The 25,041-nt window shown below is 34.4% G+C and carries 23 protein-coding genes; 4 read left to right on the top strand and 19 right to left on the bottom strand.

Features of this window, described 5'->3' with window-relative positions:
* Positions 1-24 precede the first annotated feature (24 nt).
* From EG359_RS11505 to EG359_RS22450, 6 genes are all read right to left on the bottom strand, one after another.
* Positions 25-432, bottom strand: coding sequence for an NUDIX hydrolase (locus EG359_RS11505; RefSeq protein WP_076354834.1), 408 nt, complete (start codon positions 430-432; stop codon positions 25-27).
* A gap of 60 nt (positions 433-492) precedes the next feature.
* Positions 493-936, bottom strand: a complete 444-nt coding sequence (locus EG359_RS11500; protein WP_123867372.1) for a hypothetical protein — start codon at positions 934-936, stop codon at positions 493-495.
* Between the two features lie 294 nt (positions 937-1,230).
* The gene (locus tag EG359_RS11495) at positions 1,231-1,797 is read right to left on the bottom strand and encodes a hypothetical protein (RefSeq protein WP_076354830.1); all 567 of its coding nucleotides are present in this window, start codon (positions 1,795-1,797) and stop codon (positions 1,231-1,233) included.
* 179 nt (positions 1,798-1,976) lie between these two features.
* Entirely contained in the window at positions 1,977-2,477 is a 501-nt protein-coding gene (locus EG359_RS11490) for a DUF2004 domain-containing protein (RefSeq protein WP_076354828.1), read from the bottom strand.
* A gap of 200 nt (positions 2,478-2,677) precedes the next feature.
* Positions 2,678-3,202 (bottom strand): hypothetical protein, encoded by a 525-nt coding sequence (locus EG359_RS11485; RefSeq protein ID WP_076354826.1) that lies wholly within the window; start codon positions 3,200-3,202, stop codon positions 2,678-2,680.
* Between the two features lie 136 nt (positions 3,203-3,338).
* Positions 3,339-3,482: a hypothetical protein gene (locus tag EG359_RS22450; RefSeq protein WP_164463063.1), complete on the bottom strand. Its 144-nt coding sequence runs from the start codon at positions 3,480-3,482 to the stop codon at positions 3,339-3,341.
* A gap of 352 nt (positions 3,483-3,834) precedes the next feature.
* Here EG359_RS22450 and EG359_RS11480 point away from each other — a divergent pair, with 352 nt between their 5' ends.
* Positions 3,835-4,143: a helix-turn-helix domain-containing protein gene (locus tag EG359_RS11480; RefSeq protein ID WP_076354824.1), complete on the top strand. Its 309-nt coding sequence runs from the start codon at positions 3,835-3,837 to the stop codon at positions 4,141-4,143.
* 94 nt (positions 4,144-4,237) lie between these two features.
* Here EG359_RS11480 and EG359_RS11475 read toward each other — a convergent pair whose 3' ends face one another.
* The 10 genes from EG359_RS11475 to EG359_RS11430 form a co-directional block, all read right to left on the bottom strand.
* On the bottom strand, positions 4,238-5,128 hold the full coding sequence (locus EG359_RS11475) for a hypothetical protein (protein ID WP_076354822.1): 891 nt from the start codon (positions 5,126-5,128) through the stop codon (positions 4,238-4,240).
* Between the two features lie 326 nt (positions 5,129-5,454).
* The gene (locus EG359_RS11470; RefSeq protein WP_076354820.1) at positions 5,455-6,504 is read right to left on the bottom strand and encodes a DUF4917 family protein; all 1,050 of its coding nucleotides are present in this window, start codon (positions 6,502-6,504) and stop codon (positions 5,455-5,457) included.
* 474 nt (positions 6,505-6,978) lie between these two features.
* Positions 6,979-7,935, bottom strand: a complete 957-nt coding sequence (locus tag EG359_RS11465; protein ID WP_076354818.1) for a hypothetical protein — start codon at positions 7,933-7,935, stop codon at positions 6,979-6,981.
* A 177-nt stretch (positions 7,936-8,112) separates the two neighbouring features.
* Complete coding sequence (locus EG359_RS11460) at positions 8,113-9,012, bottom strand: alpha/beta hydrolase family protein (RefSeq protein ID WP_076354816.1); 900 nt, start codon at positions 9,010-9,012, stop codon at positions 8,113-8,115.
* Between the two features lie 80 nt (positions 9,013-9,092).
* The gene (gene groL, locus EG359_RS11455; protein ID WP_076354814.1) at positions 9,093-10,718 is read right to left on the bottom strand and encodes a chaperonin GroEL; all 1,626 of its coding nucleotides are present in this window, start codon (positions 10,716-10,718) and stop codon (positions 9,093-9,095) included.
* Between the two features lie 96 nt (positions 10,719-10,814).
* Entirely contained in the window at positions 10,815-11,093 is a 279-nt protein-coding gene (locus tag EG359_RS11450) for a co-chaperone GroES (protein ID WP_034696138.1), read from the bottom strand.
* A gap of 470 nt (positions 11,094-11,563) precedes the next feature.
* Positions 11,564-12,283 carry a DUF3108 domain-containing protein gene (locus tag EG359_RS11445; RefSeq protein ID WP_076354812.1) on the bottom strand — a complete coding sequence of 240 codons (720 nt, stop codon included), beginning with the start codon at positions 12,281-12,283 and terminating at the stop codon, positions 11,564-11,566.
* An 81-nt stretch (positions 12,284-12,364) separates the two neighbouring features.
* Positions 12,365-13,585, bottom strand: coding sequence for a cation:dicarboxylate symporter family transporter (locus tag EG359_RS11440; RefSeq protein ID WP_076354810.1), 1,221 nt, complete (start codon positions 13,583-13,585; stop codon positions 12,365-12,367).
* Between the two features lie 91 nt (positions 13,586-13,676).
* Entirely contained in the window at positions 13,677-14,963 is a 1,287-nt protein-coding gene (locus EG359_RS11435; RefSeq protein ID WP_076354808.1) for a CitMHS family transporter, read from the bottom strand.
* A gap of 18 nt (positions 14,964-14,981) precedes the next feature.
* On the bottom strand, positions 14,982-15,674 hold the full coding sequence (locus EG359_RS11430; protein WP_076354806.1) for a DUF2490 domain-containing protein: 693 nt from the start codon (positions 15,672-15,674) through the stop codon (positions 14,982-14,984).
* A 517-nt stretch (positions 15,675-16,191) separates the two neighbouring features.
* Here EG359_RS11430 and EG359_RS11425 point away from each other — a divergent pair.
* A complete protein-coding gene (locus tag EG359_RS11425) occupies positions 16,192-16,932 on the top strand; it encodes a sensor histidine kinase (RefSeq protein ID WP_228435061.1) in 741 nt (246 codons plus the stop codon).
* Positions 16,932-17,630: a LytR/AlgR family response regulator transcription factor gene (locus EG359_RS11420; RefSeq protein ID WP_076354804.1), complete on the top strand. Its 699-nt coding sequence runs from the start codon at positions 16,932-16,934 to the stop codon at positions 17,628-17,630. Before EG359_RS11425 ends, EG359_RS11420 begins: the two co-directional genes overlap by 1 nt.
* 84 nt (positions 17,631-17,714) lie before the next feature.
* Here the strand turns inward: EG359_RS11420 and EG359_RS11415 are convergent, their stop codons facing one another.
* From EG359_RS11415 to EG359_RS11405, 3 genes are all read right to left on the bottom strand, one after another.
* The gene (locus tag EG359_RS11415) at positions 17,715-18,605 is read right to left on the bottom strand and encodes a hypothetical protein (RefSeq protein WP_076354802.1); all 891 of its coding nucleotides are present in this window, start codon (positions 18,603-18,605) and stop codon (positions 17,715-17,717) included.
* Positions 18,606-18,625: 20 nt separating this feature from the next.
* Positions 18,626-21,010: a M1 family metallopeptidase gene (locus EG359_RS11410; RefSeq protein WP_076354800.1), complete on the bottom strand. Its 2,385-nt coding sequence runs from the start codon at positions 21,008-21,010 to the stop codon at positions 18,626-18,628.
* 67 nt (positions 21,011-21,077) lie between these two features.
* Positions 21,078-21,656, bottom strand: a complete 579-nt coding sequence (locus EG359_RS11405) for a HupE/UreJ family protein (protein ID WP_076354798.1) — start codon at positions 21,654-21,656, stop codon at positions 21,078-21,080.
* 137 nt (positions 21,657-21,793) lie between these two features.
* Between EG359_RS11405 and EG359_RS11400 the strand changes: the two genes are divergently transcribed.
* Entirely contained in the window at positions 21,794-25,027 is a 3,234-nt protein-coding gene (locus tag EG359_RS11400; protein WP_076354796.1) for a S8/S53 family peptidase, read from the top strand.
* The last annotated feature ends 14 nt before the right edge of the window (positions 25,028-25,041 follow it).

The following is a 25,041-nucleotide window of genomic DNA, read 5'->3' as shown; positions in this document are numbered from 1 at the left end:
GATTCAGGTGTGAAATGATGAAAATTAGTCCAATAAATTATTCTGATGTAAACTGTCAAAAATTATTTTATCAACCTCAGATACCCTGTCTTTGTCCGAATAATTAAGCCATTTCATTTCTTCAATTTCAGAGCTGGCTTTTAGCTCTCCAGAATATTCTCCGGAATAGCAGGTCATTTTTACGATAATACCATCTGCATGTCCGTGGGCTTGGGCTTCAAAAGTTCCGATATAATGCAATGTTTTACTATCAATTGTGACATTTAATTCTTCCCATATTTCGCGAACTAGAGCTTGCTCATCCGTTTCTCCCGTCTCTCTTTTTCCTCCTGGAATATAATATTTATCTTTTCCGTAGCTTTTTGTGGAGAGAATGGATTTATCTTTTAATTCTATCCATGCGAGTTTATCAATGATTGTTTTGTTTTGCATTTTTTTAGCTATAATATTTGATATGAAAAGTGTTCTATTGTAGGTCCAGCATCATTTTTTTTATGAAATCCAGGTATGTTCAACCTTTATAATTTTCCATTTATTTTTCATTTTTTTGATATGGACCTGATATCCAACTCCACATTTCGAACCACAAAAATAAGTGACTTCAAAAACTCCGGTTTTCCTTGTTTCATCAAAATAAATTTTAGAAAAACTTAAACTCCCAGAAAATTTTGGATATTTTTTTTGCCACTGGGTTAATTCATCTGTAAAAGGCTGTTCAGAAACATTTTTAAACTTGTACTTCGAGGAATTATATTTTTCTAGACTAAAACTCCAAATAGAATCATTGGCTGGTTTATACTTTTGAGTACTGCCGGTTGAAAAGTCAATTGGAGGCATGTAGTTTACTGTATTAAACGCAACAACCCGATTTAAAGTATCTTTTTGAATGGAGTCCCGTTGTTTTTCGGAATATTGAAATCCAATGTAGGTCCTCATATCAATCAAAGTTGAATCAACTGTTGGTATGAAAATATCATCAAATACCTTTTTCTCAAAATTGACAGTATTATTTTCCTTTTTATGACACGACATAAATAGAATGAAAATCATTAAAAGGATAATTCGTAATGTTTTCTTGCTTGTCAAAATTTATTGATTTTAAGAAATTTGAATATTACTATAAAAATACAAATATTAGGAGTTTTAGTTACGGACTATTTAAATATCATAGATATATTTGTTAATATTGTTACTCATTTGTAAGTATCATATTGATTTTTTCTTGCTGATCTATTTTGGAGTCCACTGCAGCTCAACATATTTTGTACAATCATTTTTCATATCATTAAAACCATCGAGTAAAATTGCTGATCCTCCTTTTTGCACAATCTCTTTCACGGTTTTATAAATCTTTTTTGCATCTTGTGGACTTACCCCAACTATATCAAAAATAATGTTGTCCGTTTTTGAAAGGGTAGAGTATAATGATAGTAGACGTCTTGGATTACCCGGAAGTGTATTTAGTTTTGTCTTTTCATTGATCCATTCAAATTCATAGATCTTTTTTGCATAGGGACTGTCTAAATTTGCATTCTTTCTTAAATATTCTCCTACGGTTACAGGATAAAAAAGTCGTCTAAGAGTAGGCTCTATAAAATGTTCAACAAATGTCAATTTTTTATGAACTGTAACATCTTGGTCCCTCGTGTTACCACAAAAAATATCTTTAAGGAACATCTCTGTTTCGTAGAAATGGTATCCATTGTATAAATATATAACGACAAAGTCCCCTGCGTCTAACTCGAAAGGTGGTATGTAGAATGTTTTTGTTTTTATTCCTTTATTTTCGATGAGCATTTTGTAGTTTTATCATGCTAAAATAATATTAATAATTATTTGAAAGAATTAGAATTATTGAAATTTTCTAAATCGAGAAAGAATTTTTAGGGCCAAAAAAAAACCGCTCTGATTTTCATAGCGGTTTAGTATTAATAAATATCTTTAAAAATTATTTCTAGACATCAATAGGGGAGTATTTAGCTTTCCATTGCCATATAATCCAATTGCCCGTTTTGATCTGTATTGATGACAACCAGATAATTGGTGATCTCTTTTCCGATTGAATAATCTAAAATGGCAAAACCCTCTTCATTGTCAGGATAAAGTCCGATTCTAACTAATTCTAATTTTTTTAAAAGTTGTTTTTCTGGTTCAACGGTTACATCATCAAAGTTGATAAGTGTTGAAAGTTCTTCCTGCTCAACTTCTTCAAGGTGGTGCTCCAAATAAAATTTTACAGTGTCCCCCTCTTCATTGTGATAGTCTTCCAGAATGTAGCTTTTAGCTAATCTATTAAATTTTTCAATGTTTTCAAGATAGTTTTTTACCTGATCCAGCTTTGTTCCGTCAGTACTCTCACTTTCAAAATTTAAATCTACTTGAATTTCATTTCCATTGAAATCAATATTAACATCATAATATTCTTCTACGTTGTCTGTTGAAAGTTGTCCAAAGTAGGGTAGTGTGTATTCTGCCATGATTATTTTTTAGATTTATTTTCAGGTTTAATTTTTGTCTTTTGTGGTGTAGTAGTAAAGTGCCATTTGTGAAGTATTTGTTTGGAATTATGGCTAACTATCAAATATATGAAACTTCTTAATAAAAATATATGAAAGGATGTGATTATTCTTCTTTATATTAATCAGTAAATTGTGCATGTCTGTTTAATAATGTGAAATTATTTTTTCTCTCTTCTTTCAAGAATAAGATACGCTGCATCCAGCATTTTAATCAGGTGGATGTACGGATTTATGATATTCCTTTCCGGAAGATTATCGTAGACACCTAATGATAAATAAACCATTCCGGACATAAAATAATCAAATTCCTTGATGCTGTATTCTTTGAACGCTTTTTTGAAAACCAGCAGAGGATTTTGGTATTCCTTTTCCGAAAGCAGGCCAAGACGCCATGAAGAAATATTTTCTAATTGAGTATGTATGGCCCATTTCCTTTCTTTCAGCATGATGAGATAGCAAGCCTGCACAAACGACTTCATCGACTGATGAAACTGAAAGATGATCAACGGATCTTCATTGATCCAATTATTTCTCTTTACCGCGTAACTCATAATATTGTGTAACCGTTCTTTAGATTCAGCAAGGTCATTCATCTGAAAATAGGTCTCCATCAGCTGTAATCCGGAGCGCTTTTTACTTACTGGCCTGTATGGGGGCTCAAAGTATGTTCTGGTCTTTTTCATGGGTTTGTATTTTTGTGATCAATTTCTTTTTCATCATTCATGTTTGTATCGGATTGAGCATAGTTCTTGTTGCATCATGAAAATTTCATGATATCAATGAAAGCAGAATTGTATTGTCATTCTTCTGTGCTAAATACTAATTGTTTTTTACTGGCTGTAAAGGAGGAAGCTCTGGCAATGGTTGAGCTTCCTGCCCATACAAACCAAAAATAATATGATAGAATTTGTGTTTTTCTAAAAGCCCTAAGGCCGCAATGGATTGTACACCCCATTGTAACATATCATGATACTTTATGTGGTAAAACGGGCTTAGAAAAAGATGATTGTAGAAAAGCAGAACAGCATGAAAATAAAAACGGCATGGGACTCTACAATATCTGAACTAGAGGTACTGGTATACCGTGCAACAGATAAGAGAGCCCACGCCTAGGTCGTGAGCTTCATACTTATCATCTTGTTGCTTTAAAAATTACCAGTTTTCTAGTACAAGACTCTAAGCAATAGCTTCTATATTTCTTTGAAGTATCGCAAAGCTACATTTCTTGTAGCTTATTGTACAAATATAATAAAAAAAAATAATACAACACATATATGTGTTGGTGAAAAACTTTAGAAAGCCCAAAATTTACTAAATGTATAAATGGGATATAGAAGAATTAAAATTTCAAATTGGCAAGCTTATTCAATTACATAGGCTAAAGAGGAGTCTTTCACAGTTCCAACTTGGAAATGAACTTAATCTATCAAGTAATCATGTTGGTAGAATTGAGCGAGCTGAAACTAATCCAACAATAGAAAATATTGTTAAATTTTGCAATTTTTTTGATATTGATATGTTGCTTTTATTTACGAAGCTAACTGATAAAGAATTAAAGAATATTGAAAGTGAGATTGAATCTCTACAAAAAGAATTTAAAAATAAAAATAAAACAAAATCCTAGCGAGAGCTGGGACTTTGTTTTTTTACTACAGAAAATCAAATTTTCAATTCAAAATTTAGTCTTGCATTTTGGCAATACAATGTTAGCTGACATATTATTTTTGATTTTTCTCATTGTCAATTGAAGTATCTTTTTTGGGTAAGTTGTCAAAGTAGTTATTAACAACAGAAGAAATCTCTTCATTTGTCGGTTCAAAATTATGTCGCTCCATTATTTCTTCCTTAAATAATTTGATGAAAGAATTTGAACAAGCTTTTTCTCTATCAATATGCCTATTTACATCAAGTATTTCTTTTATTACATTTCTTACAAATCTTCTCCTAGAATAAGATGAATAAACCTGTTTTTCTGTGACAATTCCTTGATTAAATCTTAACAATTGTACTTCATTCGTTAAACTTTCAAGTTTGTCAATAATATATTGGCTTTCCGGGATTTCAGTTTGGTGTATTTTTGCTGGAACGATTGTTTTTCCAAAACTTTTTAAAAATGGTGAAAAGTTCTTTTCAGCTTGAGATTTTTGATACGTTGCGTTAATTTTCTTTATTAACTCCTCTTTAAAACTTACAATTTTATTAAATCGTAATGATGATGGATAATTTAGGTGTTCAATGACACCTGTATCAAATGAATATCCTGTATTCTCATCTTTAATTATGATAGTTGGTTTGTCGAATGCTAGTCTCATTCCTAATTCAAACATTACATTTGGATTTTTAGAACTAACATCACAAATAATAATATCATCATTATATATATTATTAACAATTCTTTCATGTATTAAACCAATTGCAACATCATCACTAACTAACCTTGCTTCAAATTCAGTTTCATTTACAGCTTCAACTAATATATTTAAAACTTCTTTCCAATGTTCTTTTGGATAATCTGGATTTGATGCTATAGGCATAATAATTCCACATTTTTTCTTTTCTAAAGGCTTTTCAATTTTTTCTTGTTTTTTTGAATCTCTACTATCGGTCATTATGTTGTTTTTATAATATGCCAGCTAACAACCACATTTACGCATTGCGACAAAATACAATATATATAATTGCGCTAATGTTATTTTGTTTTTAGCTATCTATTTGTTAATCATTAAATATAAATATACTATTTTCCTTACAGAAAACCATGATTTAAACAAAAAACTGCCCTACAAAAGCAGAGCGATTAATATATTAAATTTGTCTCAATGACATGTTGTTACATCATTACTGGCATTCCACCACCCATTGGCATAGCTGGGAGCTTAATTTTGTTCTTCTTTACATTTAACTAATCATTTACTTAACCAATTTCAGTTTTGTTTTATGACCAAATATTCGCAGTTTTAGCATCATAGATATTTACCTTACATTGGAATTTATCAGAAATACTTGAAATGTAGTTATAATCTTGTTCAGAATAAACACCAATATAAACACTATGCAGTTTATTTCCTCCTCTTTTTCCTCTTTTTGCAGCTATATTTATGGCATCAATTATATGCTCATCATATTCACCAAAATTAAAACCAAATGTTACTAATGAGCCTTCAATACTCATTATTTTATCTAAACAAAAATTTAAATACTTATTATGAGTAATCTGATTTAGTTTTTGATTTCCATCACCAGCAGTTACAAAAACTGGATATTCTCCTCTTGTAATTCTTTCTTTTACATTTTCCAAAAGATAATGTTCGTTGTCATATTGAACTTTTACAATATTTATTCCATCATCGAATATTGGTAAACTTCCATGCAAATAAAAAACATTTTGTTCGTTGCGATATTTTCCCCAACGTAATTCAGAATAATCCAAGTCATTAATATCTTTTGTATGGTATAAATCTGTCTCTAAATCACGTCCAAAACCATCAACTATAAATCTTGATTCATTTCTCATTAATATCCAGTAGAATAATAAATCGTAATTTGTTGAAAAGACGTAACCACCTTTTGATAAATATTCTTCTAAAAATTTAATACAAGCCTTACTTTTTTCTTCTGGAACTTCAAAAACGTGGTTAGGGTGTAACTTAGTTACGGCATCAATTAAACTTTTTTTCAGTTCAGTAATAACTTCATTAATCCTATTTTGTGTTTCTTTATCGTCACTAAAAATATGTGCAATTTTTGAGAAGTTCTCAAGTTGTCTCATAATTAATTCAAAATTTGTTGTACTTAAAGTTTTAAATAAATCTTTCACTGAATTATTTCCATTTTCTTCAATAAACTTACTTAAAGCATTGTACGAGAAAATAGAGTTGTCGTATGCTATACTAAACCCGTTTCCAAATAATAAATGTTTTTGTCTATTTTTTTTTTCTAACTGTTCTAGAATCTCATTGTAAGTTTGCAAATTTTTATAACTCATAATTATTAATTTAAAATTAGTCACGGCAAAATTATACCCCAAATAAAAATTTCGTAATTACTCTTTTTAAAAGATGTTTTATTTTAATGAATATTTATTTTCTTATAATATATTTATATCTTATTAATTAATGTATTGCTAAATTAAAATATCAAAATATTATTACATTACGGGAAACCATATTTATACAAAAAAACGTTCAACAAAAGTAAAATAGTTACTATATTAACTTGTTTCGGTCGCTGATGGTTACATCATTTCTGGGATTCCATCTGGTTCTTTGCGCTTCACTTCAATGATCTACTTCAAGCATGTTTATATATTCTTTACTTTGAAGATTTAGATTTTTACTATTCAATGCTTTGTGTTTTACCCATGGTATGGCAGTATAAACAGGGGCTGTATCATTGCTAGAAGAAGTATAGGAAAAAAAGTATATTTGCAATCTTGCCAAACGTCTGTTGTACGATGTTTTTATTTTTCCAATGTTTCAAGTAGCCAATTCAGGCAAACTTCGGAATCCATAATTGACCAGGAATGTGGATTTTTCGTTCCGTCTAATCGAACTCCTTTTCCTTGGCTAACGATTACTCTGGCGTTTTCATTTCCCATTATTTTTAATTGGTTTATCATTGAGATGATATCAATTCCATTCCAATCATATAAGTCACGATGTCTTTGATTAATTAACCAATCTGTATCCAAATCAGTGAACATTAAAAGAGGTATTTTTTTTAAATACTTTGCGTTTCCGCCATCTTTTGCTCCATAAGAATAAATAGAATTTTCCAGATATTTTTCCGGAAATTTGTCTGGAGATCCTCCATAAATACTGTCCCAATTATTCTTTATCCATTTTGCTTCATCTACTGCAGGCTGATAAATATTTCTTTCGATTTCTCTTTCGCAATATTTATAAAATCTAGCTTGGTCTAAAGGGGCGTCTAATGCAAAAACTCCTTTTGGTATTAGAAAAAACTTTTCCGGATTTTTAGTTGCCTTTTCAGCGTAGGTTAAAGAAATCATTGCGCCACTTGAAAGGCCCCCGATTATAAATTTATCTTTCGATACTTTATGCTTTGCGACAATTTCACTGAAAATTTTATCAAGTAATTTGAATTCTGCTTCTCGATTATCTGTTCCCCAATTGATTGATGGAACAATGACCATCATTCCTTTTTCAACTGCTATTTTTGGCAGAGTTATTTGTTTTAATGTATTTTCAACGAGTTCTCCACCAGAAGGAATAATCACTAAAACACCTTTAATACTAATTTTTGGTACATATTTATAATAAAATAATTCTGTAGAATCATCATCATTAATGTACAGGTCAGAATCATCTGTTTTTGAAACAGATAGTTTTTGAAATTCTTGTGCTTTACAAGATAAAAGATTAAAAATTAGAGCAAAAATTAATATGTTTTTCATTTTTAGTTTTTTTAGGTCAAAATATCGTACAACATCCAAATTTACGTATTGCGCTAATGTTGTTTTGGTTTTAGCTATCTATTTATTAATCATTAATTGTAAAATATAAAAGCCCAAACCACGCGGTACAATCACGCGGTAGCGAGGGGATCTGCTTCAAGCATGTTTATATATGTTTTACTTTGAAGCTTTAGATTTTTTAATATTTAATGCTTTCTGTTGTATCCATTGTACGGCAGTATCAACAGGGGCTGTATCATTGCTGGAAGAAGTATTGTGTCCCAATTGAGGAAACGAAGAATATTCGAAAGGTTTGCCTTGTGCTTTAAGGGTGTTCAATTGTTCTATACACAACTTTACCGGAATCTGTATGTCTTTTTCACCAAAAAGCCAAAGCCCGGGAATTGAAAGGGTATTCAGATAGGTTTTGGGGTCGGTGGCTACAAATTGATATTTGTCCGGATCATTTTTAGTATGCTCAATGGCATCTGCTTCGGTATGATTTTCCCAGAAATTGTTGTTTCCATTGGTATAAAACTGAAATCGAAGTTGTTCCAGAGTGGTAATGGTAGGGCCGCTAAATAAAACCATAAAGTCAATTTGCGGATTTTTGCTTGCCGCCATAGGGATGATCCATCCTGCCTGACTGAAGCCAACTAATCCAATGGGTATTTTTTTATCTTTCAAATAGGTTTGAAATGTTGCCGCGGCTGCATTGGCATCCTGAGCCAATAAAGTAAGGTTAGCAGGGTCTATATTATTGGTACCCACAGATGGTCCTACATATACACCTCCTGATTCTCCAACTCCGCGTTTGTCGTAGGTGAATACAGCAATGCTTTCTTTGGCAAGACGTTTTGCAAATTCCATTTCTCTTTTTACCGGATCGGATCCATGAACAATCACAACTGCTGCAACTGGTTTTTTAGGCTCTAAAATAGAGCCTGCAAGAGTGACATTCTGACTTTCAAATTTTACATCCTGAATGGTAAAGTCAGCAGATTGTGAAAATACCATTTCTGGTAAAGCTATTAATAACAGCCAAATAAATAGGGTAGAAAAAAAGTTATTTTTCATGGGTAATAGTTACGGGTCAAATATAATAAAAAACCGCCCTATAAAATAGAACGGTTTTGGTTTATATATAGTAGTTAAGACTACATCATTCCTGGCATTCCACCACCCATTGGCATAGCTGGTTCAGCGCTTTTCACTTCAGTGATCACACATTCAGTGGTAAGAAGCATTCCAGATACAGAAGCAGCATTTTCAAGAGCAACTCTTGTTACTTTCGTAGGGTCAATGATTCCTGCTTCAAGCATGTGAACATACTCGTCAGTCTTCGCGTTGTACCCGAAGTCTCCTGTTCCTTCTGCTACTTTAGCAACAATTACAGAACCTTCTCCACCTGCGTTAGCAACGATTTGTCTTAATGGCTCTTCGATTGCTCTTTTCACGATTTTGATACCCGTGTTTTCGTCAGAATTAGCACCAGAAAGGCTGTCTAGAGATTTAATTGCTCTTACTAAAGCAACACCTCCACCAGCTACGATACCTTCTTCAACAGCTGCTCTTGTAGCGTGAAGTGCATCATCAACTCTGTCTTTTTTCTCCTTCATTTCAACTTCAGAAGCTGCTCCTACGTAAAGTACAGCAACACCACCAGCTAGCTTAGCTAATCTTTCCTGAAGTTTTTCTTTATCGTAATCAGAAGTAGATGTTTCCATCTGAGCTTTGATCTGAGCTACTCTTCCTTTGATTTTAGCTTCGTCACCACCACCGTTTACAACAGTTGTGTTGTCTTTGTCAATTGTTACTTTCTCAGCAGTTCCAAGCATATCTAAAGAGATGTTTTCCATAGTGAAACCTTGCTCTTCAGAGATCACCTGACCTCCTGTAAGGATAGCGATATCTTCTAACATTGCTTTTCTTCTGTCTCCGAATCCTGGAGCTTTTACAGCAGCAATCTTAAGAGAACCTCTTAGTTTGTTTACTACCAAAGTAGCTAAAGCTTCTCCTTCAACTTCTTCAGAGATAATTAATAGAGACTTACCACCTTGTGCAATTGGCTCAAGAACCGGAAGTAATTCTTTCATTGAAGAAATTTTCTTCTCTACTAAAAGGATATATGGGTTTTCTAGTTCAGCTAACATTTTCTCAGGGTTAGTCACGAAGTAAGGTGACTGGTAACCTCTGTCAAACTGCATCCCTTCTACAACGTCTACCGTTGTATCGATACCTTTAGCTTCTTCTACAGTAATTACACCTTCTTTTCCAACTTTTCCGAAAGCTTCAGCGATTAAAGCACCGATAGTTTCGTCATTGTTAGCAGAAACTGAAGCAACCTGCTTCACCATTTCTGTAGAATCTCCAACAGTTTGAGACTGTGTTTTTAGGTTTTCAACAACTGCAGAAACAGCTTTGTCGATTCCTCTTTTAAGATCCATTGGGTTAGCACCAGCAGCTACATTCTTAAGACCTTCTCTTACGATGGCCTGTGCCAATACAGTAGCGGTAGTAGTACCATCTCCTGCAATATCATTAGTTTTGGACGCAACTTCTTTTACCATTTGCGCACCCATGTTTTCTACTCTGTCTTCAAGTTCGATTTCTTTTGCAACAGACACACCGTCCTTAGTTACGTGTGGAGCACCGAAAGATTTTTCGATTACTACGTTTCTACCTTTAGGACCTAAAGTTACCTTTACTGCATTAGCCAATGCATCTACACCTCTCTTTAAAGCGTCTCTTGATTCAATATCGAATTTTATTTCTTTTGCCATAATTTTTTATTGTATTAATATACTTTGTACAATGTATTAATGATGTTGTATCCCGAAAAATATCATTTTACATGAATACATTTTACTTTTTACAAATTAACCGATGATTCCTAATAGATCAGCTTCTCTTACGATTAAATAATCTTTTCCTTCAAGCTTTAATTCAGCACCTGAATATTTTCCATAAAGAACTTTGTCACCTACCTGAACAGTTGTAGGCTCATCTTTTTTACCAGGACCTACTGCCACTACAGTACCTTCTTGCGGCTTTTCCTTTGCAGTGTCCGGGATAATAATACCTGAAGCTGTTTTAGTTTCTGCAGCAATTGGTTCTACCAATACTCTGTCTGCTAATGGTTTAAAGTTTACTGACATAATATATTTATTTTTTAATTATTCCTGTCTAATAAGACTCTAAATGTATGCCATGAGGCACTGTTGGATGAAATGGCAGAATTTTGTTTCCGAATGTGAAAATTTGGCAGAAAAATAAAAAAAGCCGGAATTCTCCGACTTTTATTTTTGTATGTTATGAGTTTGTTTTACTATGGGCAGTACTGTCCTGGGCCAATCCACAGGATACATTGTCCTTTGTAATTGTACTCGCAGCAAAAGCGTCCTGCCGCTCCGCCGTTGATTGTTTTCTGAGCGTCTCTGCTTAATAATTTAGCATTTTTCATAGTTATTAATATTTTATTTGTACAGTTCCTGAGCATTTAAAGTCAATCAGGTTTTTGACATTTGGTGTTGAAGTGTTAATTCAAATATAAAACTTTTTCCTTAATATGTGATATATTTTTCTGATTTATTTTTTAATTAAATATTTGGTTATCAGTTGTATGGTTCTATTTTATGGTTTCCATATACATTTTTTTTCCATTCATCTCTATGTCTTGCTTCATAATTTTTCTTGTTTCGGGATCAATGTAATAGGTAACATTGGTGGTCTTATCACTGATGTCATCGGTAGTTTTTACGGCCCAGACCTTCTTACCGTTCAGATCGGTTTTCTTTACCTCCAGAATGTATGCTTTGATTATTCCTTTTTTAGCCCGTGGATTATAATCGAAAATGGAAAGCTCTGCGGTAGTATTTTCTTTCAATGGAAAAAAACGGATCAACATAGGGTAGCTGCTGCTGTCAAAATAATTTTCTGCAGGAATTTCTATATCTTCTTTTTGCTGGGTCTTTTTATCAAGGTAATATCCGGTTACTTTATCTTTATTATAGATAAGGGCCATATTTCTCATCATATTAAAAGAGGAATGCTGTACCGGCTGAAAATTAGCACTCTTTACAATGGCGGAATCTATCCAGCTGGCATCAGGCATCTGTTTCATTTTGACTGTTGTTTTAATGAGCAGATCGGTTTTGCTGAGCTTTTTAAATTCTGTGATAATACTTCCGATTTCTGTTTTGGAACCGGCATTTTCAGTATACCATATGGCCTCTGATGTTTCGTCTTTTATCAATTTGGAATTGATATCTACATTTTTAGGGGTAAGAAGTTGCTGTGAAAAAAAATTAGTGCTGGTAACTAATAAAAGAAAAATAAATGTTCTCATGATCTTTTTAATAGTTAGTTGCACTGATCTTTAAAAAGTTACATGATGAAATGAGAAAAGGGTAATAATTATAAAATGGAACTAAGCAGAATGTGTTTTGCTTTTCTGATGCTGATTGATTTTTGAAATAATGGCTCCTGAAACTGCAATTCCTATAAAGTTGGTGACAGATCTAGCTTCATTCATGAAGCGATCTACACTATAAAGAAGCGCGATATCTGTCAAAGGAATCTTTCCGAATCGGTTTAAAGTAAAAATAAGGGCCAGAAATCCTGAGCCAGGTACTCCGGACGCTGTTTTTGAAGTAATGGAAATAATAATAAACAACCATATATAATCTTGAACGTTCAATGAAATATTATAAAACTGAACAAGAAAACAACAGGTTACAGAAAGGTAGATACAAGCTCCGGCAAGATTGAAATTATAGCCCAAAGGAATAATAAATCTTAAAATTTTTCTGCTGTATCCTTGAGATTCCATTTTCTCAAAAATTAAGGGAAAGGCTGTTTTTGAGGAAGAAGTACTGACAACCAGAATGATTTCTTCCTTGATATCCAATAAGAATTTCCAGAGATTAAATTTAAACAGATAAGAAACAAGCCCCAGAACTCCAAAAATGAATACAATATCGGCAATATATACGGTAGCAACCACTTTACTCAAAGGTAAAAGAGTATTAATGCCATATACAGAAACACCATAAGCGATATTACAAAAAATAATGAGTGGAAGAATGATGTAAAGATATTTAATGACCGTGTAGAAAATGTTTCCGCCACGATCCAGTATACGCAGGAACTTTTCTTTTTTGGGAGTAAGGTTCATGGCAATTCCCATCAAAATAGAGAGCAGAAGAAAAATACCATGTCTGTTAAGATATAAAAGGGTAGATAAACTGCCGTCTTTGATTTCAAATGTCTTGGGAAGAGAGGTCTTGATTCTGGTGACATCAATTCCCGTATCAGATCCGGGCTGCATCACTAACCCAAAAATGAAGCCGATCATGATGGCTACCGAACTCATGATCAAAAAATATAAAATGGTTTGTCCAATCACATTTTTTGCATTTTTGATTTCGGACAGTTGACTGATTCCATACATGACAGCCATAAAAATAACGGGAAGAATGAGTGTTTCCAGAATCATAAAAAAATACCGACTTACCACTCCCAGCTTGATGCTTTGCTCGGGAGCGTAGTGGCCCGCCAATACTCCGCCCATCATTGCTGTAAAAACATACAGTGTAAGGTTTTTAAGGTATTTGCCGGTGAATGTTTTTTGAGATTCTAGAGGATTCATCTGGAGAAATAGGCTGTCTTTATAAAACTAATTTTTAAGTTTGATTACTATTTTGTGAAGTTGAAGATAACAATTATTCATCAAATTCTTATTATATGGTTCCAAGAAGCAAGGCTCCTATCAACATGATAATCGATGATCCGATGGCCCATTTTAACGTGTATTTCAAATGATCTGAATATTCTACACCTGCTAATGATACCAACAGATAAGTGGAGGGAACCAACGGACTTAGTAAATGGGAAGCCTGTCCTACAAGACTTGCCCTTCCTAATATTTCCGGAGCAATATCCAGCTGATGTCCTGTTGCCTCAATAATAGGGAGTATCCCAAAATAATAAGCATCATTCGTGAGGAAAAATGTAAGAGGAACACTGAAGATGGCTGTAATAATATTCAGGTAGCCGCTCCAGCTTTTAGGAACAATATCTATCATACTGTTACCCATGGCCTGCATAATGCCTGTTCCATTAAGAATACCTGTGAAAATACCTGCTCCAAAAATCATCCCTGCTACAGATAATGCATTGCCTGCATGCTTCGATATAATTTTCTGCTGATCTTTCAGTTTAGGATAGTTGATCACAGAGGCAATACAAAAGGCAATCATAAAAGCGATCCCTAATGGAACAATATCTAGTATCATCACCGTTAATAGAACAAGGGTTAAAATCAGATTCACCCAGATCAGTTTTGGACGGAGAAGTTTCGGGTCAGATTCTCCTGCAATATCGCCAGCGCTGTATTTAGTATATTTTCCATATTTAGCGATGCGTTTTTTTTCTTTTTTCCCCAGAATATAGGCAACAAATATTACCCAGATAATTCCTAAAGCCATAATGGGAATCATAGGAACGAAAATTTCTGTATGCCCTAGTTTCAGGGAGCTCATTACTCTTGCAGTGGGGCCGCCCCAAGGTAAAATATTCATAATTCCTCCCGCCAGCATAATAATGCAGGTAAGGGTAAGAGGGTTCATTCCTTGTTTTTTATATAATGGAAGCATAGCGGCAACTACAATAATATAAGTAGAAGAGCCATCACCATCCAACGAAACCAATGTGGTAAGAATAGCTGTTCCAATAGTAGTCTTTACTGGGTTGTCTCCAACAGCTTTTAAAATAAGATTGACTAAAGGCTCAAAAAGCCCGGTATCTATCATTAAGCTAAAATAAAGGATGGCAAAAATGAGCATCACCCCGGTAAGGGCTATTTCTTTTACTCCATTCTTCATCATTTCCCCCAATTGAGATCCAAAACCGGCTAAAAGTGCTACTGTTACAGGAATAATGACTAGGGCGGTAAGAGGTGTCATCTTTTTATTCATGATAAGCACCATAAAAATGATGATCATCAAAAATCCAAGGAGTGTAAGCATAAGTAGATGTATTTTTAGTTATTTGTTTTTATTTTTTCTCCAGTCAAAATTGTTTCGATAGCCGATATACGCATAGTTACTGGTAGATCCTGTTTCCAGCTGGTTGATAAACGCTACTTCAATTGCTGAGTTTTTTCCTGTTTTTATTCCTATTCCGGCTGTTATACGGTTACTGTCGAATGTCTCTTCTTTGCTTGCATTCATTCGGATCTCGTTTTTTAGAATGCCATAGAATTTTTCTTTTTCTCCGGCCCTATTGAATGGAATTCTCAGAGAAATAAGGTATCGGAGTCTTACGATAAACTCATCCGGATTACTGATAAACCGCTCTTCTACACGGAAACGATGTGAGATTGTAGTTCGTCCTATATTTCCACCCAGACTTACCTGTTGGAAAGGTCTTTTCTCATACCTTTCTTTTTTTGAATTATCAGATTTATACGAATCCAAAATAAGGAACATCATTCCTAAAGCCGGCCTTACCTCATGGGCAACCTCGTAATCTACATAAGTGGAAACCAGAAAAAGCCTGGTATCATAAGCCAAATCAAAAGACCTGTACTGGGAAAGGGCTGTCAGTGTACTTTTGTCTGTCAATTTTGCAGACATCAGGTACTGGAACCACATATTATAAGTGTCCCTGCTTTGAGCATAGGTAAACTGGCTGATCACCAAGAGGAAAAAGGTGATTAATGATAATTTAATTTTCATGTAATACTGAATTAATATCCTGCTTTCTCAAATATATTTATAAGAAACACCCGTGAACTTATTTTTCAATCAATGGCAGTTTTTATCAGTGAACTGCAATCCGGGGAGAAAAAGGTGTTATATTTGGAAGATTGAAAATTGGATATTTTAGATGTTTTTTATTATAAATATTGTGTTTATATTGTTGGTTTTTAGGATTTTACTTAATGGTAAAATTTTGAAAAAGCTGATGAAATATCATTGGGGGTTTTTGCTGAAATTTCAGCATGCTTTATTCTTTTTATTCTTTTTTATCATCACTTTTTTCACCGAAAATTACTTTTTAGATGTCCCTGAACTCATTTGGTCTGTATTATTTGTTATAATTTTCAATATTGGAATTTATTATCTGGTCTATTTTTATCTTGTCCCCAGGTTCTATCTTTCCAATAAGTATCCGGAATTTATTTTGTATGCCTTTATCTGTTTTTTGGTTTCAAGTCTTTTTAGGATTTTGCTGGAACCTGCGGTTTTCCACATGAAGTTTAATGAAACTCTTTCCAATACAAAATTTCTGTATAATGTATACACTGCCCAAGGGATTGTCATATTGGTGGCTTCCTTTTTAGGGATTACGAAAGATAAATTTTTGATTGAGCAGGATTTTAAGGAATTGGGTGAGGAAAAAGATCAGTTGTACCTGAACCTTTTGAAATCAAAGCTAAATCCGCATTTTTTGCTGAATACGCTTAATAATATCTATTCTAAAAGCTTTAACCCGTCCGAGAATACTTCAGAATCTATTTTACAGCTTAGCAGACTGTTGCAGTATGTTATTTATGATACCAATAAAGAGAAAATTACCCTCATGCAGGAGTTTTCGTCCATTAAATCCCTGATAGGACTTTACCAGTTAAAGTATAATAATTTGTTGGATATCAATTTTAAAATAGAAGATGAGGAAACATTGGAACTCATTGAGGTTCCTCCATCTGTTTGCCTTACCTTATTTGAAAATGCCTTGAAACATTCGGCGGTAGGAATTGAGGATGATAGTTTTATCAGGGTATACTACAAAGTAGAAAATCAGGAATTTTTATTCGAAATAAAAAATTCTGTAGCAAGGAACCGAAATCTTATTGGCAACTTTAATGATAATGGATTGGGGAATGAGGCAGTTATCAGTATTTTGGAGAAATATTACCCGGAAAGATTTACTTTTATATCTGAAGAAATTGAAAATAATACATACGAGACTATGTTAAAAATTAAATTATAATGGCAAACCTTACCATCGTAGGAGTGGATGATGAATATCCTGCATTAGAGCTTATCCGACATTATTGTGATCAGATAGAAAATGTGGATTTGTTGGAGGTATTTCAGAATCCGGAAGAAGCCCTTCAATATTTACAGAAGAATAGGGTAGATCTTGTTATTCTGGATATTAATATGCCTTATATTAGTGGGATTGATCTTTTATTAAAGTTGCCCTATAAACCATTATGTATATTTCTTACGTTGGAAACTCAATATGCCGTAAAGGCATTTGAACTGGATGTTGTGCATTATCTGGTAAAACCCGTAGATTTTGAAACATTTAAAAGAGCGGTCTATAAAGCAAAAGATTTTTTACAGTTTAAAAAATCTGCTGAAGATAAAAAACATGAAGATTTTATCATGTTTAAGTCTAATTATATCATGAATAAGGTTCTGTTAAAAGATATAAAATGGATCCAGGGCTTTGGAGAATATATTATTTTGATCACCCATTTGAAAAAGTATATGATTCTGGAAAGGATGTCTAATTTTGAAGAAAATTTTCAGAATCTGGGATTCATCAGAATTCATAAATCATATATTGTTCTCTTTTCACATATCAGTTCATATGACGCTAATACCATTTATCTGAAAGGTGGGGAGCAGCTTCCATTGGGGAGAACCTATAAAAAGCAACTGAAAGAATATTTTGGATAAAAAATTGAAAATCAAAGTTTATTTTTTAGATAATCTTATTGAAAAATAAAAGCTCACTGTATCGGTGAGCTTTTCTAATATATTTTAAGGACATGACTGCTTATAATCATCAAGGAGTTTTTTGTACATTTTGGTGTATAACTCAGTTTTGTAATGCATATTGATTCTTGCGGCTTCAGCTCCCTTTTTTCCCTTTACCATTGCCTTTCTTTCCACATCGGATTCTTTTCTATTTTCCTTAAAGGTTTTATTGGAAAAATATTCGTTCTTTCTGGCCTCATCCACTTTTTTCAGAAACTCAGGGCAGTCGGCTCCTACAATTTCGTAAGCCTTATAAAACTTTTTATAAAGCGTTTTCATGTTGAATAATGCCAAAGGGCTTAATGAACTGTAATCTACCGGGGCAACAGCAACTGTTTCACCTGGCTTGCTGAGGTAAATCATGACATACGTTAACTGGCAGTTGTCTTCATTTCCATCAAACCCTGTTGCAAAATTATTTCCATAGTTTGCCTTGCACATCATACTTCTGTACCCGTAAAGATTGATTGGCCCTTTCTCCATCAAAGGAAGCATTAATACTCTTCCTTCTGATTCCATTTCCAAGTCATTATTGATCTCCTTTACAATTCTTTTATCCAGTTGAAAAACTTCATTGGTGTCCTCGTTGGTATAGATAAGACTTTTGATATCAGATACAGGAATCAGTTGTATGTCTTTATCTTCTTTCGAGGATTTGAACTTCACTTCTTTTCTGTCCAAATGGGCACTTTTCTCACTATTTCCTCCTATAAACTGGAACGTTGCAACATCGGGAAGCATAAAATCCTGAGCGACTCCTTTTTTCGTACTTCCGTCTTCCATAAGGATTTCGATAGGAAGAAAATCTCTTTTGCCTGTATAGAATTGCAGAGATTGGGCACATAGGGTAGAGGCTGTCACAAAGGACAGTAATAAGATCGTAAGTTTTTTCATGGTTATTGTTAATGATTGTATTAGCTTTTTCCTGCAGCCTGCATTGGATTTACTTTTCCATTTGAGCTTCCTCTCACAGGGCCTCCTTCCTGTTTTTGTTTAAAGAGCTGGAACTTTGAAGTTTCTGTACCAGAACCATTATTGCTCCAAAGATTATTAGTGGTATCAATATCAGCTGTTTCTCTCATTGGATCAAGCTGGATCGATTTAAGTTTTTTATCAAAATAATAAGTTTTGGAAACTTTCTGTTCATTCAGCCTCCAGATCTGTGCAGATGACTTATCATATAATTTTGTACCATCTTCAAATGTGAACTCAAGGATGATAGGCATTACCAGTCCGCCCTTATTCACAAAGTCAATTTGATAGGCTGTAATATTTTTGAATTTTTCCTTATCCTTAGCATCCAAAGGCAGAGTAGCATCTGTTTTAGCAGTGTATTCTTTTGTACTTGGTTTTTCCTGTCCTCTGTCATATCGATAATAGAAATCCTGAGCATCTTTATCTCCGTCTACATAAAACTTAATATTCTTGTCTTCTCTATTTCGGATTTTTGAGATATCTTCAAAACTGCTTACTAATGGTTTTTCAGCTTGATATTTTATTTCTTCAACGGCCTTTGGATTAGTATCCAGATTAGGAGTTGCTATTGTTACCTTATCAATGGCAATATCTACAGGATCTGTTCCGTAGAACCATCCTCTCCAGAACCAGTCAAGGTCCTCACCACTCGCATCCTCCAACGTACGGAAAAGATCTGCAGGTTCAGGATGTTTGAAGGCCCATCTTTTTGCATAGGTTTTGAAAGCTTTATCAAAAAGTTCTCTTCCCATAATCGTTTCACGAAGAATATTCAATCCTGTAGCAGGCTTTGAATACGCATTCGGACCATACTGAACAATGTTTTCAGAATTACTCATGATGGGTTCCAACTGATCTTTCGGGAGTTTCATATAATCCACGATTGTCCATGCCGGACCTCTTTTGGAAGGGAACTTGTTGTCCCATTTTTCCTCCGTAAGATATTCTGTGAATGTATTCAACCCTTCATCCATCCATGCCCACTGTCTCTCATCTGAGTTAATGATCATAGGGAAGAAGTTGTGTCCCACTTCATGGATAACTACTCCAATCATTCCATTTTTAGTTCCCTCAGAATAGGTTCCGTCTTTTTCAGTTCTTCCAAAGTTGAAGCAGATCATAGGATATTCCATTCCGCTGGCAGCTTCTACAGACTGAGCAACGGGGTATGGATAAGGAATAGTGAATTCCGAATATGTTTTAATGGTATGTGCTACTGCCTTTGTGGAAAACTTTCTGTAAAGACCGTAAGATTCTTTCGGATAGAAACTCATAGCCATTACTTTATTATTGTTTTCGGGTATTGTTACACGCATTCCGTCCCAAACAAATTTTCTGGAAGAAGTCCATGCAAAATCTCTCACATCTTTAGCCTCAAAAACCCATGTTTTTCTTTGTTTTGAATGATTTTTCTCTGCTTTTTTAGCCTCATCCAGTGTTACAATTTCAATAGGCTCAGAAGCATTTTCAGCCTTTCTGTATCTTGACAGTTGATCAGAAGTTAATACCTGATCATAGTTTTTACATTCACCTGTTCCGCCTACAATATGATCTGCCGGTACATTCATTGAAACCTTAAAATCTCCGAAAACCAAGGCAAATTCGCCTCTTCCGGTAAACTGATGATTTTGCCAGCCCTGGAAGTCACTATACACACACATTCTTGGATACCATTGTGCCATAGTATAAAGATCATTACCATCTTCAGGGAAATTTTCATAACCACCACGGCCGCCCATCTTCATTCTGTTGGAGATATTGTAGTTCCAGTCTACCTTAAAAATGAACTTCTCTCCCTTTTTTAAAGCTTTTGGAAGATCAATACGCATCATGGTTTTGTTAACTGTAAACTTTAAAGGATTTCCTGAAGCGTCCGTTACTTTTTCAAGACTTACCCCATAGCCATTATCTTTTACAGGAAGCTCTGTAACTTTTAATTGGATATCATTAGTTGAAGCAGGGAGCTTTGTAGAGGTATCATATCCGGCATTTCTTATGCTTGAATGTTCATTTTCATCAAGCTGAAGCCAAATGTAATCCAGTTCATCCGGAGAATTATTATAATAAGTAACCGTTTCTGAACCTTTCAGATTCCTTTTGTCTTCATCAAGGTAAGCAGTAATGTTGTAATCAGCTCTGTTTTGCCAGTATCCATGTCCTGGGGCACCAGAAGCTGTTCTGTAAATATTGGGTGTTGGCAGAATGGTTCCCAGCTGCTCAAACCTGTTTCCATGATTGCTGCCCGGGTTATTCTGAATATTTTGTGCGGTGAAACCTGTATACGCGAATACAGAAAGTGAAAGTATAGTAACTTTTAGTTTCATAACCGAAAAGATTTAATAATTATCAAAGATAGTAATAAGCTGTTGAAATAATGAAAATATTTCACGTTTAGAAAGGAATTCTTTCTAATGCCATTTTTAAGGATAAAGCAAATACTCCGGATGATACAAAGAGAATCCAATCCTTTTTATTTACCTTAAAAATATTGAGAAGAATGAATAAGACTACTAAAATGGCAAAGACAATAACGATTTGCCCAAGCTCCAATCCAATATTGAAACCAAGCAACGGAATCGCTATACTTTGGCTTTTTGCAATCATGACCCTTGCCGTATTGGCAAAACCCATCCCATGAACAAGTCCAAAGATGAGAGCAAGGTAATAATTAGCCCGCATTAAAGTCTGTTTTTGGTTTTTCATGATGATATTATCCAGAGAAGTCAGAACAATAGTCAGCGGAATTAAAAACTCAACCCAATCAGATGGAACCCTAAATACATCCAGAATACTTAGAGCTAAGGTGATGGAATGGCCGATGGTGAATGCTGTTACGAGGATCAGGATTTTTTTCCAGTCACTGTAAGAATAAACAGCAATAAGTGCCAATACAAACAGTTGATGATCCAACGCATCCAGAGAAATAATATGTTCCCATCCAAGGTTTAAATAAAATAGAAAATCCTGCATTTAGTAATAGATTGTTAGTTTTGTTGATTGTGTTAAATTCTTAAAATTGATGGTTTTTAGATTGTAATATTTGTTAATATTTTAATGAATAAACAATACAATAAAATTTGTATTATTGTATTGTTAAAAAAAACGGCATGAATTTAAAGAAATTATTTTTTACAAAAGTAAGCATTTCTCATGGTGGAGCGAAGCTTCTTAAGAATGCTACAGTTGCTTTTTTAGGGTTATATTCCTATGGTTTTTACGGACAGGTTCAAAAATTGGATTCTCGGTTTGATATTTTGTTAAAGAACAAAGAGAATCTGGCTAATGGGAAAACCATAAAAGGTTTGGAATCTGCTGATATGAAATTGGATCAGCACTTGGTGGTGACTTCGAAGGGAGCAAAAACAATGTACTCATGTATTATTTATACTAAAGAGCCTGAAAAACTAAAGTCCGATGGGTTTTTAGTGCAAAGTCAGCTGCCAACTTTCTCTACAGCGTTGGTTACGATCGAGGATATTGAAAGACTGATGAACCTCCCTTACGTAACATCTGTGATGGCTCCTACCTTTGATGAGCTGCATAATGATGTGAGTAGAGCTCAGTCCGGAGCTAGCCTTTTGCAATCAGGTGTTTTTAATAATACGGCTTATAATGGAACAGGTATTTTGGTGGGGGTTTATGATACGGGAATTGACTGGAAACATCCGGATTTTAGAAAAGTAGACGATCAAACAAAAAGTAGAATTGTTTCTATTTGGGATCAGACTTTAACAGCTCAGGGTGCTGAGGTTTCTCCTACAGGATTTTCAACAGGGGTAGAATATACAAGAGCCCAGATTGAAGATGAATTAGATGGTACTCCTACAGGATTTGTTCGTGAGAATGATACCAATGGACATGGAACCCACGTGACGGGAACAGCAGCAGGAAATGGAGCTGCTTTTGCAGATAAGAGACACAAAGGGTTTTCAACGGATGCAGATATTGTTTTTGTAAAAGGTGGGAATGGATCTTTTCCTGTAACCAATACCATTAATGCTTTGACATACTTCAAGAATGTAGCAACAGCCTTAAATAAACCTATTGTTGTCAACATGAGTATTGGAGGGCAGGGAAGTGCCCATGACGGAACATCCTCTCATGAAGTGGCTGTTGATAATTTTACGTCCTCAGGCCCGGGAAGAGTAGTGGTGATCTCTGCAGGAAATGATTATGGTATCAATCTTCACAGAAAAGTAGATATTGAGCCAAGTGGTGCACAATCTTATGTTTTTACAGTCGGAAGCAGTACTTCTGCTGCTACTGTATTTAGCTTTATCATGTATGCTAATAATAATACACCTGTTACAGCGAAATTAACAGCTCCTGATGGTCAGCAATATGTGCAAAATATTAGTACAGATACTACCCATAGTATATTAGGAGGCGGATTTACGGCTACTATGTATAACTATTGGAGTGCAGATAATAACAAACGCTATGTCCAGTTAGTGATCAACAGAGTTACAGGATCCACTGCCAATTGTCAGGGAAATTATACGCTGGAAATCACAAATAATGGAACACAAACAATTAATACACACGGTTGGCTTTCTAGTCAAGGAGTAGCAACTACCTTACAAAATGGTGATAACGAATATATCGTAGGAACTCCTGGAAATGCATCAAGTGCAATCACCGTAGCATCTTATATGGGGAGAGCGAGTTGGTATACGTCCGCAGGAGGATATTTATATACAACTCCACAAGAATCCATCTCTCCATTTAGTGCACAGGGACCAAGAGTTGATAATTTTCAGAAACCGGATATCACAGGTTCCGGGCAGGTTGTTATTTCTTCAAGATCTAGTAACTCTGCACCAGCAGCTACAGATATTATTGCAAATACCAATTATTATGTAAAAAATCAGGGAACCAGTATGTCGTCTCCTGGAGTTGCCGGAGCTGTAGGGTTATTGCTTCAGGCAAATCCGACATTAACTGCAGCCCAGGTTAAGGCACGTCTTACTTCCAATGCAAGAAAAGATGGAGCAACAGGAAATATTCCAAATACAAGATGGGGATACGGAAAGTTAGATATCTATAAGGCAGTTACCGATGAATTAGGATGTGTAAAATCCAATTTTGAAGTCGTTACTTATGACGAACCTTATATTATTGCCAATACAGAAAGTAACAGTGCTGCCAGCAATTTTGATAATATGGCATTGGCTGTTCGATATACACCAACTTTAACCGGTAAATTGGGTGGCTTTTCATTTACATCCGGATCTGGTACAATTCCTACTGACTTGGCAGTAGATATTCAAATAAGAAAAGTAAATGCCAATGGTGATCCGGGAGATATTATTGCTACAAAAACGGTTTCTTCATGGGTTAATGATGTACAAAGATTTACCTGGAATTATGTTGATTTGGCTAGCCTAAACGTTCAAATGGTGACAGGAAAAGATTTCTATATTGTAATCAACGGTCTGGCAGGAAGAGTGGCCATAAAAAATGAATCTACAGCAGTAAGTGGTCGTAGCAAAACATCAACGGATGGAACAAACTGGCTTACAAGAACTTTTGATCTTAAAATGAGAGCTACAGTGTATGAAGATGTAGCTGAGGTAAAAAATCTGGCAACTTCTAATCAGACTAAAACAGCTTCAGCAGCAGCCGGATATAATTATTTTACGAATGCATGTCAGTTAATTTCAAGAGTTGAAAAAGAGACGGCAAGTACAGTAACAGGAAGTGTAACTTCAAAAGTATGGGTTGATAATGTACAGCCGGATTATGTTTCAAGAAGATATGAAATAAACCCTGCAACAAATCCTACAACAGCTACAGGAAAAGTAACTTTATACTTTAAACAGGCAGATTTTGATGCATACAACCAGACAAGTGTTATAAAACTACCTACTTCTGCTAACGATAATGGGAATAAAGCCAATCTGATTATTGAAAAATATGCAGGAACAAGTACAACAGGTACGGTAGCTTCATATGGAACTCCTGCCGCAACTATTAATCCTAATATTGCTGATATTGTATGGAATGAAACTTATCAATATTGGGAAGTAAGCTTCCAGTCAGTAGGTTTTGGTGGGTATTTTGTGAAAACAAGCCCAACTTTAGGTACAACAGAAGTAAAACTGAATTCAGAAGTGAACATCACTCCAAATCCAGCTAAAGACTTTGTAAATGTTATGTTAGGAAGACATTCTAAAGGTACAGTAACCATCTATGATGCTTCAGGAAAATTGATTAAAACTGTGGGTGTTAATACAAACTCAAACAGAATTAATGTTTCAGAATTAGTGAAAGGAACCTACTTGTTTACCATTATGTTGAGCGACAATACTACAATTACTAAAAAAGTAGTTAAAGAATAAGTTTCAATTCACTT

The organism is Chryseobacterium joostei, from assembly GCF_003815775.1.
In the GTDB taxonomy this organism is placed as follows: domain Bacteria; phylum Bacteroidota; class Bacteroidia; order Flavobacteriales; family Weeksellaceae; genus Chryseobacterium; species Chryseobacterium joostei.
The sequence above is the reverse complement of the archived record's forward strand: the minus strand, read 5'-3'. Positions and strand labels throughout refer to the sequence as shown.